The sequence below is a fragment of the Burkholderia torrens genome (genome assembly GCF_984668525.1).
The window spans coordinates 2,692,359-2,706,213 of sequence record NZ_OZ480212.1 but is presented as its reverse complement, the minus strand read 5'-3'; the positions used below and the strand labels follow the sequence as shown (position 1 = coordinate 2,706,213).

Annotated in this window: 9 protein-coding genes and 1 pseudogene; all 10 read left to right on the top strand. The window is 65.8% G+C overall.

Annotated elements, in window-relative coordinates:
* The first annotated feature begins 149 nt into the window (after positions 1–149).
* The 10 genes and pseudogenes from AC5LXX_RS28400 (at position 150) to AC5LXX_RS28355 (ending at position 13,851) form a co-directional block, all read left to right on the top strand.
* On the top strand, positions 150–1,079 hold the full coding sequence (locus tag AC5LXX_RS28400) for a TauD/TfdA family dioxygenase (RefSeq protein ID WP_124451466.1): 930 nt from the start codon (positions 150–152) through the stop codon (positions 1,077–1,079).
* Entirely contained in the window at positions 1,076–2,551 is a 1,476-nt protein-coding gene (locus AC5LXX_RS28395) for an AMP-binding protein (protein ID WP_322082240.1), read from the top strand. Before AC5LXX_RS28400 ends, AC5LXX_RS28395 begins: the two co-directional genes overlap by 4 nt.
* A gap of 13 nt (positions 2,552–2,564) precedes the next feature.
* Complete coding sequence (locus tag AC5LXX_RS28390) at positions 2,565–3,191, top strand: thermostable hemolysin (protein WP_493411918.1); 627 nt, start codon at positions 2,565–2,567, stop codon at positions 3,189–3,191.
* Positions 3,192–3,248: 57 nt separating this feature from the next.
* The gene (locus tag AC5LXX_RS28385) at positions 3,249–4,439 is read left to right on the top strand and encodes a multidrug effflux MFS transporter (protein ID WP_493411917.1); all 1,191 of its coding nucleotides are present in this window, start codon (positions 3,249–3,251) and stop codon (positions 4,437–4,439) included.
* On the top strand, positions 4,436–4,870 hold the full coding sequence (locus AC5LXX_RS28380; RefSeq protein ID WP_493411916.1) for a DoxX family protein: 435 nt from the start codon (positions 4,436–4,438) through the stop codon (positions 4,868–4,870). The genes AC5LXX_RS28385 and AC5LXX_RS28380 overlap by 4 nt, the downstream gene beginning before the upstream one ends.
* 166 nt (positions 4,871–5,036) lie before the next feature.
* Positions 5,037–6,134 carry an efflux RND transporter periplasmic adaptor subunit gene (locus AC5LXX_RS28375; RefSeq protein ID WP_493411915.1) on the top strand — a complete coding sequence of 366 codons (1,098 nt, stop codon included), beginning with the start codon at positions 5,037–5,039 and terminating at the stop codon, positions 6,132–6,134.
* Positions 6,131–9,217 (top strand): efflux RND transporter permease subunit, encoded by a 3,087-nt coding sequence (locus AC5LXX_RS28370; RefSeq protein WP_493411914.1) that lies wholly within the window; start codon positions 6,131–6,133, stop codon positions 9,215–9,217. The genes AC5LXX_RS28375 and AC5LXX_RS28370 overlap by 4 nt, the downstream gene beginning before the upstream one ends.
* Before the next feature lie 47 nt (positions 9,218–9,264).
* Entirely contained in the window at positions 9,265–10,746 is a 1,482-nt protein-coding gene (locus AC5LXX_RS28365) for an efflux transporter outer membrane subunit (RefSeq protein ID WP_493411913.1), read from the top strand.
* 431 nt (positions 10,747–11,177) lie between these two features.
* A pseudogene (locus tag AC5LXX_RS28360) lies at positions 11,178–11,750 on the top strand (SDR family oxidoreductase); the annotation flags it as partial.
* Positions 11,716–13,851 carry a DUF3141 domain-containing protein gene (locus AC5LXX_RS28355; protein ID WP_493411912.1) on the top strand — a complete coding sequence of 712 codons (2,136 nt, stop codon included), beginning with the start codon at positions 11,716–11,718 and terminating at the stop codon, positions 13,849–13,851. The pseudogene AC5LXX_RS28360 and the gene AC5LXX_RS28355, both read left to right, overlap by 35 nt.
* Positions 13,852–13,855 lie beyond the last annotated feature (4 nt).

The window sequence follows — 13,855 nt, the reverse complement described above, 5'->3', positions numbered from 1 at the left end:
GCAAAGCCGGGTTTCCTTGCAGTACCCTAAACAAAATTTACATCCACCATTTAATTTTTAAAACGGTGTGCCCAGCCGTGTCGGTAGATTGGTCAGTGTTCGACGAAGCCGTGCTTCGAACGCAAAACTAACCACACTGAGAGGCAACCATGATGGATGTTGTTGACGTAGTCACCGCGCAGGTTCAGCACAAACCGTTGCCGCGTTTCGGCTTCGAGTTGATCGAAAGCCTCGAGCCCGGTCAAAAGGCGATCGACCTTGTCGATACCGACCAGTTGTACGAGCAGCTCGCCCATTCGGGTGTCGTGATCTATCGCAATTTCGCGGATACGCTCGACGATTTCAACCGCTTCGTCAGCCAGCATTCGGCGCGCGTCACGTTCGATCCGGCGCGCAAGACCTCGACGGAAAACACCGCGGAAATCGATGCCGGCGAGCTCGAAATGGGCCTGCACCGTGAGAACGGCAACCTGCCGTTCACGCCCGACCTGCAATGGTTCTACTGCCTCGAGCCGGCTCGCGTCGGCTCCGAGACGACGATCTGCGACGGGCAGCGCGTGCTGCACGAACTGACGCCGGCCGTGCGTCGCCTGTTCGAGCAACGCCAGATCAAGTATTCGCGCCGTATTCCCTGGCCGAACGTGCAACGCTTCCTGAGCGTCGAGCTGCAGGTGCCGGCGCACGAGGTGAACGACTCGCATCTCGAGATCGTCAACCAGCGCGTGCGAGGCCAGCACTATCGCCGCCTCGACCCGTTTCTCGTGTCGTCCGAGCGCGTGACCGACGCGATCACCGCCAGCTGCTTCTCCGGCCGTCGCGCGTTCTGCAACTCGCTGCTCGGCCCGAGCGTGAACTACGAGCCGCCGCTGATCACGTGGGCCGACGGCACCGACATCGATTTCGAGGTGTGGGACGAAATCAAGGACGTGACCGCCCGTTATACGTATGACCTGTTCTGGAACAAGGGCGACATCGTCGCGATCGACAACAGCCGCGTGATGCACGGCCGCCGCCGTCTCGCGGACACGGGGCGCCGCATCTTCGGTGCACAAAGCTATCGCAAGGGAGCAATTGCATGATCAGCGCACTCATCGAACGTCATTTCGCCGAAGCACCGAACCGCATTGTCGTGCGGGAAATGGACGGCCGTGAATATTCGCTGGACGAACTGCGCGCGGACGTGACGCGGATCGCCGGCAAGCTGGAAGATGTATACGGCGATTGCAGCGGTCTCGTGTTCGGTATTGCCGCGCGCTCCAGCTACACGTGGGTGGCGACGATGCTCGCGATCTTCCGCGTGAAGGCCGTGTTGTTGCCGGTGCCGATCGAGTTCTCCGACGAGCAGATCGGCAGCCTGCTGCACAAGGCAACCGCGATTTTCGCGCAGGATGCGAAAACCGCCGCACGCATCGGTTCGATCCTGCCCGGCATCTCATGCATCAACGCCGCGAGCGAGCACGACGGATGGCCTGCGGCGGGTGCACCCACCGGCGAGCGGATCGAGCCGGGCATCTGCGGGATCATCCATACGTCCGGTACGACGTCGAAGCCGAAGGGCGTGAAGATCCGCGACGAGGCTGTCGGCCTGCTCGTGACGAACGTGCTGAAGCGTGTGCCGGCCGGCCCGCTCGACTACCTGTCGATCGTGCCGATGAGCCTGCTGATCGAACAGGTGCTCGGCGTGTTCCTGCCGGTGCTGTCCGGCGGCTCGCTGACGCTGATGCCCGCGAACTACGCCGAGTACGGCGCACGCAGCGGCAATGCGCGCGACTACCTGGACCTGATCGCCCGCGTCGATCCGAATTTCCTGTACCTGCCGCCGAAGCTGCTCGAGGAGGCCGACGCATTGCTGGAGTCGACCAGTACGACGCAACTGTTCGGCCGCCGCAATCCGCACATCATCACGGGCGGCGCGAAGATTCCGGCCACCGTGCTCGAATCGCTGGACAAGCACGGCGTCCAGGTCTACGAGGCCTACGGGCTCAGCGAGAACAGTTCGATCATCTCGCTGAACTATCCGGGGCAGCGCCGCATCGGCTCGGCCGGCACGCTGCTCGACGGGATCGTGCCGGTGATCGTCGACGGCGAGCTGCGCGTGCGCACGCCGACGCTCTGCGCGGGCTACTACAACTCGGACGATACGTCGTGCGAACTCACCGACGGCTACCTGCACACCGGCGACATCGCGGAGATCGTCGATGGGTTCCTGTACATCACCGGCCGCAAGAAGCACGTGATCATCCTGTCGACGGCGCGCAACATCTCGCCGGAATGGGTGGAGACGGTCTACAAGGAAAGCGCGCTGATCGACGACATCGTGGTGTTCGGCGAAGGGCGCGAGGAGCCTGCGGCGATCGTGCTGTCCGAGCACGGCGAAGCGGCGGTGCGCGACGAGATGGCGCGGCTCGAACCGCGGCTGGCGGATTTCGCGCGCGTGCGGCGGGTCCGGGTCGTGACGGACATCGAGCGTTTTCGCAAGGATTACTACACGGTCACCGGGCGGCCGCGCCGTCAGCTGATCGAGCGTGATCATGCGGCGTCGCTGTACTGACCGGGAGCTGAACGTGCACATCGTACGAAGCTTTCATCCGGGCCAGGGCGCCTATCGCGAGATGCAGCTCGCGGTCTCGCAGCACTACTACCAGGCGCACGGCGCGCGTCCGGAGCCTCGCCCGGACCAGTTCTGGTGCCTGACCGACCGCGCGATGACGTTGCCCGGCTACGCATGCCTGGGGCTCAGCTGGGGCGACAGCGCCCCGCTGTTCTCCGAGCACTACCTCGACGAATCGCTGACGAGCCTTTACGGGCTGTCGCGTGCGGAGCTGGTCGAGCTCGGGCAGTTCTCGTCGTTCGGCTCGAAGGGCGCGGGGCGCTACCTGATCGCGAACGTGTTCCGCACGCTGGCCCAGCATCACTACCGGTACGTGCTGATGACGGCGACGGAGCGGGTGCGTCACATCGTGCAGTCGTTGCAGATCGCCTATGACGACCTCGGCCGCGCCTGCGTGAGCCGGGTACGTGACAGGCATGTCGACTGGGGTACGTACTACGACAACTCGCCGCGCGTCATCATGGTGAAGATCGACGACATGGCCAGGCGCAACGATTTGCCGATGTGGAGCCCGCTCGACGATCCGCCGCCGGCGCGTATGCCGCCGAGGCAGGTTGAATGCACCGCAAACGGTCACTGATCCCGACGGGCCGCACGCACTCGCGTCGGCCTGTCCCGTCATTTCAGGAACGTCCCCATGTCCGACTCAAACAGATACGAAAACTTCCTCGTGTTCCTGGCGCCGCTGATCAACAGCGTCGGCGGGATCGCGATCGACCTCTATTCGCCGAGCATCCCGGCCATCGGTCGAGAACTCAACGTCGTGCCGAGCATGATGCAGAACACGATCACGATCACGCTCGTGTTCTATGCGATCGGCCAGCTCGCATTCGGCATGCTGGCCGACTGGTGGGGCCGGCGCCCGTCGGTACTCTTCGGCCTTGCGCTGTTCATCGCCGGCAGTGCGATCGCGGTCGTCGCGCCGTCGTTCGAGGTGCTGATGGCCGGACGCGCGATCCAGGGCTTCGCGATCGGCTCATGCCAGGTCGTCGCGCGCGCCGTGCTGGTCGACCGGCTGAAGGGCGACCGCTTCCGCGTCGCGATCGTCTACCTCAGCCTGGCGTTCGGGCTCGGCCCCGTGATCGCGCCGTATATCGGCGGACACGTGCAGGAGTGGGCCGGCTGGCGCTGGAATTTCGTCGTCTACTGCGGCTACGGGCTCGTCGTGCTGTCGTTCGCGTTCGCGGGCCTGCGCGAGACGCTGCGGCCGGAGCTGCGGCGCACGCCGCGGCAAACCATCGCGGGCTATCGCGAGATCCTGTCCGATCCGCAGTTCCAGTCGGCCGTCGCGATGCTCGGGATGAGCTTCTCGGCATTCCTGATGTGGAACGTGATCGGGCCGTACATCGTGCAGTTCCGCCTCGGGCATTCCGCGTCGTACTTCGGTTCTACCGCGCTCGGCGTCGGGCTGTGCTACCTCGGCGGCACGACGCTGAACCGGAGCCTGATCCGGCGCTACAGCGGCGAGCAGCTGATGCGTGGCGGCATTGTGGCCTTTGCGCTCGGGGTGGCCTGCGTGGCGTCGAGCGGCGGTGAACTGATCCTGGTGACCGCACTCGGCGGGATCATGCTGATCGCGTTTGCGCAGGGCTTCATCTTCTCCAACGCGATGGCGCGCTCGATGGCCCTGTTCCCGGGCCGCGCGGGCGCAGCCGCGAGCCTGCAGGGGTGCCTGATGCTGGCGCTCGGCTCCGTCGTGTCGGGGGTCGTCAGCGCGCTGCCCATGGAGACGAACGCGGCGATTGCCATCATGTTCGCGTGTTTGCTGGGCGTGACCATGATCGGTTTCCGGCAGCTGCATCGACTGCATCCGCAGGTGGCGCGATGAAGACCGCCGTCGCACTCGTGCTGCGGCTCGTACTCGGCGCATTCTGGATCTGGGCCGGCCTGACGAAGATCGTCGGGCACTTCGATGCGGGGCCATTCCTGACAGCTGCCGTCTCGCGATCCACAGCGGCGCCTGAAGCCGTGCGGCTCGCGCTGACCAGCGCGATCGGACACGTGGCGCTGCCGCACGTCGTCGCGGTCAACCTGGCCGTGCCCTGGCTCGAACTGGCGGCGGGGCTGTCGATCCTGCTCGGCATCGCAACCGCATGGGGGGTTGCCGGCGCGGCGGCGATGTCGGTGCTGTTCCTGATGTGCGGGGCGGTCAGTACCAATCCATTGCTGCTGTTCGGTGCCGTCCTGTTGGCCATGTCACACCCGTATGCGCGCGCATGGACCCTTCATGCGTCGCGTTCGCCTGCCGCGACCGTCTGACTTCGTGGCGGGTGTCTTTTCACCGCATGTCCCGTTCGTCCCGGGCATGCGGTTTTTTTTCGTGTCGGGCACGCGAAATATTTAAACAGGGATTCAAAAAATTGACATCCGGGCCGGGCCGCTCCACACAAACTGATGTCATGAATGATTCATTGGGGAGATATCAGTGAGACGCTCAATGCTTTTTACCGCAGGCGTGGTGATCGTCCTGTTCGGCGCGTTGTTCCTGTGGCGCACCGAACGTGTATCGGCCGCCGATCGGCCTGCGCCGCCACCGGCGCCATTGCCGGTCGAAACCGTCGTCGTGAAGCCGCAGGCGACGGCGCCGACGCTCGATGCGGTCGGCTCGCTCGAAGCGGTACGGCAGGTGACGATCGCGCCGGAAGTCGCGGGCCGCATCGTCGGCATCCAGTTCGTCGCGGGCTCGCGCGTGAATGCCGGGCAAACGCTCGTGCAGCTTTACGACGCGCCCGAACAGGCGAAGCTCGCCGGGCTGCAGGCGAAGGCCGACTATACGCGCCGGCAGTTCGCGCGCGCCGAGCAGCTCGTGCCGAACGGGGCCGAGCCGAAGGCGACATTCGACGCACGCCGCTACGAGCTTGACGCCGCGCGCGCCGATATCCGCGAGACCCAGGCGATCATTACGCAGAAGTTGATCCGCGCACCGTTTTCCGGCGTGATCGGCCTGCGCCGCGTGAACCTCGGGCAGTACCTGAACCCGGGCGATGCGATCGCGACGCTCACCGATCTCGATGGGTTGCACGCGAACTTCACGGTGCCGCAGAAGGCGTTGAGCCGCGTGGCGCTCGGCCAGACCGTGCGCGTGACGACGGATGCGTATCCGGGCCGGACCTTCGAAGGGCGCGTGACCGCGATCGAGCCGCAGGTCGGCGACGAGACCCGCAACATCACCGTGCAGGCCACGGTCGCCAATACCGGCCAGTTGCTGCGCCCGGGGATGTATATCGACGCGCATCTGGCGCTGCCGGGGCGCGACGCGGTGATCAGCGTGCCGGATACCGCGGTGCAGACCTCGCAGGCGGGCGACACCGTGGTCGTGGTCGAGCAGCGCGACGGGCGCGGTGTCGGCGTTGCGCGCGTGCGCCAGGTGCGGGCCGGGGCGCGCGAGCGTGGCCGCATCGTCATCGACGACGGGCTGCGCGCGGGCGATGTGGTCGTGACGACCGGGCAGTTGCGCGTTGCGCCGGGCGCGAAGGTGCAGGCGCTGGCCGATGCGTCCACGCAACGGGAGACGGTGCGATGAGCCAGACCACGCAAGGCGCGCGTTTCACCGACATCTTCGTGCGGCGGCCGGTGCTGTCGCTCGTCTGCAGCCTGCTGATCCTGCTGGTGGGCCTGCGCTCGCTCGGCTCGCTGCCGGTGCGCCAGTATCCGATGCTGGAGAGCGCGACGATCAGCGTCGAGACGGCCTATCCCGGTGCGTCGCAGGCGTTGATGCAGGGTTTCGTGACGACGCCGATCGCACAGTCGATCGCGACCGCGGACGGCATCGAGTATCTGACCTCCACGTCGATGCAGGGCAAGAGCGTCGTGAAGGCGCGGCTGCGCCTGAATGCGAACGCCGACCGCGCGATGACGGAGATCATGGCGAAGGTGCAGGAGGTCAAGTACAAGATGCCCGAGGGCGCGTACGACTCCGTGATCACCAAGCTGACCGACGCGCCCACGGCCGTCATGTATCTCGGCTTCTCGAGCGATACGTTGTCGATCCCCGAGATCACCGACTACGTGGTCCGGGTCGCGCAGCCGCTGGTCACCACGGTGCCGGGCGTCGCGTCGGCCGAAATCGTCGGCGGGCAGAATCTCGCGATGCGGGTCTGGCTCGACGCGTCGCGGCTCGCCGCGCACGGACTGTCGGCCGCCGATGTCGCGGCCGCGCTGAAGGCGAACAACGTCCAGGCCGCACCGGGCCAGTTGAAGGGCGCGCTGACCGTCGCCGACATTTCCGCGAACACCGACCTGACCGACGTCGGTGCGTTCGGCAACCTCGTCGTGAAATCGGCTGCGAACGGCAGCTTCGTGCGCTTGCGCGACGTCGCGACGATCGAGCTGGGCGGCCAGCAATACAACGCGAGCGCGTTGATGAACGGGCACCGCGCCGTCAACATCGCGATCAACGCGACGCCGTCGGGCAACCCGCTCGACATCGTGCGCGGCGTCCAGGCGCTGCTGCCGACGATGGAGCGCAGCAAGCCGGCCAGCATCAGGATCGGCGACGTGTTCGACGTCGCGCGCTTCGTCAACGCGTCGATCGACGAGGTGCGCGAGACGATCATCGAGGCGATCGCGATCGTCGTGGTCGTGATCTTCCTGTTCCTCGGCTCGTTCCGCGCGGTCGTGATCCCGGTCGTGACGATTCCGCTCGCACTCGTCGGTTCCGCCACGCTGATGCTGGCGGCGGGCTTCTCGCTGAACCTGCTCACGCTGCTCGCGATGGTGCTGGCGATCGGGCTGGTCGTCGACGACGCGATCGTCGTCGTCGAGAACATCCACCGTCACATCGAATCCGGCGAGCCGCCCGCGCGCGCGGCGCTGCTCGGCGCGCGCGAGATCGCGTCGCCGGTGATCGTGATGACCATCACGCTCATTGCGGTGTATGCGCCGATCGGGCTTATGGGCGGGCTGACCGGCTCGTTGTTCCGCGAATTCGCTTTCACGCTCGCAGGGGCGGTGTGCGTTTCAGCGGTGATCGCGCTGACGCTTTCGCCGATGCTGAGCTCGCTGCTGCTCGACAGCCGAATGTCGGAGGGCCGCGTCGCGCGGGCGATCGAACACACGCTGTCGCGCATCACGCACGGTTACCGCCGCCTGCTGCACGCGAGCCTCGCGGCACGGCCGGCGGTGCTGGTGTTCGGCGCGGGCGTGCTGCTGGGTATCGGCGTGCTGTTCAGCGGCGTGAAGCGGGAACTGGCGCCGCAGGAGGACCAGGGCTCGATCATGCTGCAGGTGAAGGCGCCGCAGTATGCGAACCTCGACTACCTTGAACGCTACGCGCCGCAGGTCGAGAAGGTGTTCCGCTCGTTGCCCGAAGCGGATACGAGCTTCGTGCTGAACGGCGTCGGCGGGGCCAATCTCGGCTTTGCCGGCGTGAACCTCGTCGACTGGTCGAAGCGCACACGCGGTGCGGCCGACCTGCAGGCGCTCGTGCAGGCGCGCGCGAACGCGATCGCCGGCGACCAGGTGTTCACGTTCCTGCTGCCGTCGCTGCCCGCGTCGAGCGGCGGCCTGCCGATCCAGATGGTGCTGCGCGCGCCCGCGGACTTCAAGGACATCTTCGCGACGATGGACAAGCTGAAGGCCGCCGCGTCGAAGAGCGGACTGTTCGCGGTGGTCGACAGCGATCTGACCTTCGACAGCCGCGCGGTCGGCGTGACGATCGACCGCAACCAGGCGAATGCGCTCGGCGTGACGATGAAGGACATCGCCGATACGCTCGCGGTGCTCGTGGGCGAGAACTACGTGAACCGCTTCGACCACAACGGCCGCTCGTACGACGTGATTCCGCAGGTCGCGCGCGCGGAGCGCCTGTCGTCGGAGATGCTGAACCGCTACTACGTGAAAACGCGCGGCGGCAAGATGGTGGCGCTGTCGACCGTCGTGCGCGTGTCGAATGGCAGCCAGGCGAACGCACTTACGCAGTTCAACCAGTTGAACTCGGCGACCCTGTCGGCGGTGGCCGCGCCCGGCGTGACGATGGGACAAGCGGTCGAGTTTCTGCAGAAACAGCCGCTGCCGGCCGGCTATGACATCGACTGGCTCGGTGAATCGCGGCAATTCGTGCAGGAGGGCAATCGGCTGACGGTCACGTTCGTGTTCGCGCTCGTCGTCATCTTTCTGGTGCTTGCCGCACAGTTCGAGAGCCTGCGCGATCCGCTGGTGATCCTCGTGTCGGTGCCGCTGTCGGTGTGCGGTGCGTTGGTGCCGCTGTACCTCGGCTTCGCGACGCTGAACATCTATACGCAGATCGGGCTCGTGACGCTGATCGGCCTGATTTCCAAGCACGGGATCCTGATGGTGAGTTTTGCGAACGAACTGCAACGCACGCAGCACCTCGACCGGCGTGCGGCGATCGAGCACGCGGCCGCGGTACGGCTGCGGCCGATCCTGATGACGACGGCCGCGATGGTCGCCGGGCTCGTGCCGCTGATTTTCGCGCGCGGCGCGGGCGCGGCCAGCCGCTTCGCGATCGGGATCACGGTCTCGACCGGCATGCTGGTCGGTACGCTGTTCACGCTGTTCGTGCTGCCGACCGTGTACACGTTGATCGCGAAGCGTCATCGCGAGGCGGCGACCAGCGAGCGTGCTCGCGTGCTGGAGGCCGTATGAGCGTGCCATCTGAAACGCGTGCCACGGCGGTGCGCAACGGGAGCAACATGAGTCGAATTCGCATGGCGGCGGTTGCGGCGGCCGCGCTCCTCGCCGCGGGCTGCACGATGGCGCCGCACTACACGCGGCCCGACGCGCCCGTCGCGCAGGCGTTCCCGTCCGGCGGCGTCTATGCGACGCAGCTGGGCGCCGCAGCGGGTGCACGCAGCGCGAACGGCCAGGCCGCGGCGGCCATCGGCTGGCGCGAATTCTTCGCCGATCCGCGCCTGCAGCGGCTGATCGAGATCGCGCTGTCGAACAATCGCGATCTACGTGTGTCGGTGCTGAATATCGAGGCGGCGCGCGCGCAGTACCAGATCACGCGCGCGGGGCTGTTTCCGACGCTGGACGGTATGGCGACGGGAAACGTTCAGCGCTATCCGCAGGGTGTCTCGCCGACCAGCCAGGCGATCATCTCGCGCACCTATGACGTCGGCCTTTCGGCGTCGTGGGAGCTCGACCTGTTCGGCCGCGTGCAGAGCCTGAAAGACCAGGCGCTTGCACAATACCTGTCGACTGCATACGCACGGCAGGCGTCGGAAATCTCGCTGGTGTCGCAGGTGGCCGATCAATACCTGACGCTGCTGTCGACCGACGATCTGCTGCAGGTCACGGAGAACACGCTGAAGACCGCGCGGGCATCGTACGGCCTGACGAAGCTGCAGTTCGACAACGGCACCGGCACGGAACTCGACCTGCGTCAGGCACAGACGGTCGTCGAAACGGCGCTCGCGAACCAGCAGGCACAGGCGCGTGCACGCGCACAGGCGCTGAATGCGCTGGTGCAACTGGTCGGCGAACCGCTGCCGGAAGACTTGCCGCCGGGCTTGTCGCTCGATGCGCAGAACCTGCTCCCGGACGTGCCGGCCGGTTTGCCGTCGGATCTGCTGATGCGTCGTCCGGACGTGATGCAGGCCGAGCAGGCGCTGCTGGCCGCGAACGCGAACATCGGTGCGGCCCGCGCGGCGTTCTTCCCGAAGATCTCGCTGACGGCCGCGTTCGGCACGGCGAGCCCGACGTTGGGCGGTCTGTTCAAGGCCGGCACGGCGGCATGGTCGTTCGCGCCGAACATCGCGTTGCCGATCTTCGAAGGCGGCTCGAACATCGCGAACCTCGATCTCGCGCACGTGCAGAAGCGCATCGAGATCGCGAACTACGAGAAGGCGATCCAGTCGGCATTCCGCGAAGTGTCGGACGGCCTCGCCGCACGCGGCACGTACGACCAGCAGATCGCGGCGCTGGAGCGCAACGAGCACGCGCAGCAGCGTCGCTACGACCTGTCGGACCTGCGCTACAAGAGCGGTGCCGACAGCTACCTGTCGGTGTTGACTGCACAAACCGACCTGTACGCGGCGCAGCAGTCGCTGATCAATGCGCGTCTGGCGCGCTGGACGAACCTGGTCGACCTGTACCGTGCGCTGGGGGGCGGATGGATCCAGCATCGTGGCGAGATGCCGCGTCCGGCAGATCAGCCGATCGCATTCAGATAGCCGGGGATGTCCGGGCGCGCGGCCCGGACGCAACCGGCCGGCGGCCGGCCCGGTCGGTACCGTACGACAGGGAGTCGGATCGTGCGTCGGGGTGCCAACCGGTCATGACATCGACGAACGCAGGCCCGCGCAGTCAGGCGGCTTGCGTTCGTTTCTGTTTTATGGCGAAAACAGCGGCGACATGATCGCTGTCTGCGGAAGCAACACGCGCTTTCGCGCACGATCGAATGACATATCGATGAAATACGCCATTCGGCATTGAATAATTTCATCGTAATTATCTGATTCAAAAGCGATTTTGATAAAAATCAAAATATGTCGCATGAATGATCGGGCGTAATTAAACCCTCAATACAATGATTCGCGACGGAAAGGCCAATCGGCCTTTACACGGTTTCGTCCGGTGCAAAAATACGACCCGAGATTTCGCGATGACGAACAACGACGTGCGCGAGTCGCGTGTGTCTTGCAATGGCACGCGGTTGCTTGAAGGCAAGAGGGGAATCGTCGTCGGACTGGCGAACGAGCAGAGTATCGCCTGGGGATGCGCGCGCGCCTTTCGCGCCGCGGGTGCCGAGCTGGCCGTGACCTGGCAATCCGCCCGCGCGTTGCCGTACGTCGAGCCGCTGCTGGAACAGCTGGAGCCGGCGATTGCGATGCCCGCCGACGTGAGTCGCGCCGACCAGATGCGCGAGGTCTTCGACACGATCGGCGAGCAGTGGGGCAGCCTCGATTTCCTGCTGCATGCCGTTGCTTATGCACCCAGGGCCGATCTGCACGCGCGGGTCGTCGACAGTTCGCCGGAAGGGTTCGCGCTCGCGATGGATACCTCCTGCCATTCGTTCATCAGGATGGCGAAACTTGCCGAGCCGTTGATGACCTCCGGCGGCAGCCTGATGGCGATGACCTACATCGGTGCCGATCAGGTGACCCTCGCCGCCGAGCGCATGGCATTACGCGGTCGACGCCGTGCAGCGCTCGCTGCTGTTCTGGGACACGTTGCGCGAGCGCGGCACGCAATACGTCGAGCGCACGGCCCGGGGGCTCACGCCGGTGCTGCATTTCGACTACGAGGTCGTGCTCGACGGCCGGCAGTTCGCGCGGCCCGTCAATTACGCGCTCGTTCACATCCAGCCGCCGGAAGGCGTGATCGTCGATGCCGCGAAGCGGCCTTACCTGATCATCGATCCGCGCGCGGGGCACGGCCCCGGCATCGGCGGCTTCAAGGACGATTCGCAAGTGGGTGTGGCGTTGCGCGCGGGCCATCCCGTGTACTTCGTCGTGTTCTTCCAGGAGCCCGAGCCCGGCCAGACGCTGCTCGACGTGTGTGCGGCGGAACAGGCGTTCGTCCGGAAGGTGCGGGAACTGCATCCGGGCAGCCTCAAGCCGGCGATCGTCGGCAACTGCCAGGGCGGCTGGGCCGCGATGATGCTCGCGAGCTCGTCGGCGGACGATACGGGCCCGATCGTGATCAACGGCGCCCCGATGTCGTACTGGAGCGGTGCGTGGAGCGAGGGGCCCGGCGACAATCCGATGCGCTATGCCGGCGGCCTGCTCGGCGGTACCTGGCTCGCATCGCTCTCGTCGGACCTGGGCAACGGCAAGTTCGACGGAGCCCATCTCGTGCAGAACTTCGAGAACCTGAACCCGGCGAACACGTTGTGGGACAAGTATTACCACGTGTACGACAGCATCGACACCGAGCCGCCGCGCTTCCTCGAGTTCGAGCGCTGGTGGGGCGGTTACTACCTGATGAACCGCGAAGAGATCGAATGGATCACGCGCAACCTGTTCATCGGCAACAAGCTCTGGTCCGGCGAGGTGCGCGACGGCACGGGCAAGGCGTTCGACCTGCGCGAGATCCGCTCGCCGATCATCCTGTTCGCGTCGATGGGCGACAACATCACGCCGCCGCAGCAGGCATTCAACTGGGTCGCGGACATCTACGGCAGCACCGAGGAGATCAAGTCGCGCGGGCAGGTCATCATCGGGTTGATGGAAGATGACGTGGGGCATCTCGGCATCTTCGTGTCGGGCAAGGTCGCCAAGAAGGAGCACGCACAGATCGTCAGCGTGCTGGATGCGGTCGAGACGCTGCCGCCCGGCCTCTATGCGATGTCCATCGAGGAGGTGAAAGGCGCCGACGGGAAGGTCGCCTACGACGTCACCTTCGCCGAGTACCGTCTCGAAGGGATCGCGCGGCACTTCAACCGCTTCGGGCGCAAGGACGAACATGCGTTCGAAGCCGTCGCCGAGCTGTCCGAATTCACGCAGCGCGCCTATGAACTGTTCTTGCAGCCGTTCGTGCAGCAGGCGTCGAACGAACCCACGGCTCGCCTGTTGCGCGATTTTCATCCGCTGCGCTTTCAGCGCTGGGCGTTTTCGGACCTGAATCCCTGGCTTGGCTGGCTGAAGCCGGCTGCCGACACGGTCAAGGCCCAGCGTCAGCCGGCCGACGATATCGAGCCGTGGCGCAAGCTCGAACGCCGCGGCTCGGACATCGTCAGCGCGTCGCTCGATTTTTTCCGCGCGATCCGCGATGCAAGTACCGAGTCGCTGTTCTTCTCGCTATACACGCAGCCGTTCATGCTTCATTTCGCGGAGCAGTATCACGATCGTCACGCGGCTTCGCCGGTCGTGACGGACCCTCGCGACCTGCCGTTCGTGAAGGATGCGCTCGCATCGATCGACCAGGGGGGCTACACCGAGGCGGTGGCGCGCGCGGCATTCCTGCTCGAACGCAGCGGCGAACCGCTTCCGCTGGCGCAGCTCGCGACCGCGCGTGAACTCGCCGAAACCTACGCCGAGTATCTGCCGGACCTGCCGCCCGACCAGTGGCGGCGCATCTATGGCGAGCAGGAGCTCGTCGCGACCTACGCGCCGCACCAGGCCGTCGCCACGCTGCCGGCGCTGCTGGCCCGGCCGGAGGATCGCCAGCGGCTGCTGACGCTGCTGGACAAGCTGCTGGGCGATCCGCGCGTGCAAAGCGCGTCGGTGAGCGAGCCACAGTGGGCGGCCCTGCAACGCATCCGCGCGGTGCTGGGTGCGCCTCCTGCAATACGGCCGGCCACGGGGCCGGTAGCAGCACTCGATCGTGTGCAGTGACGGA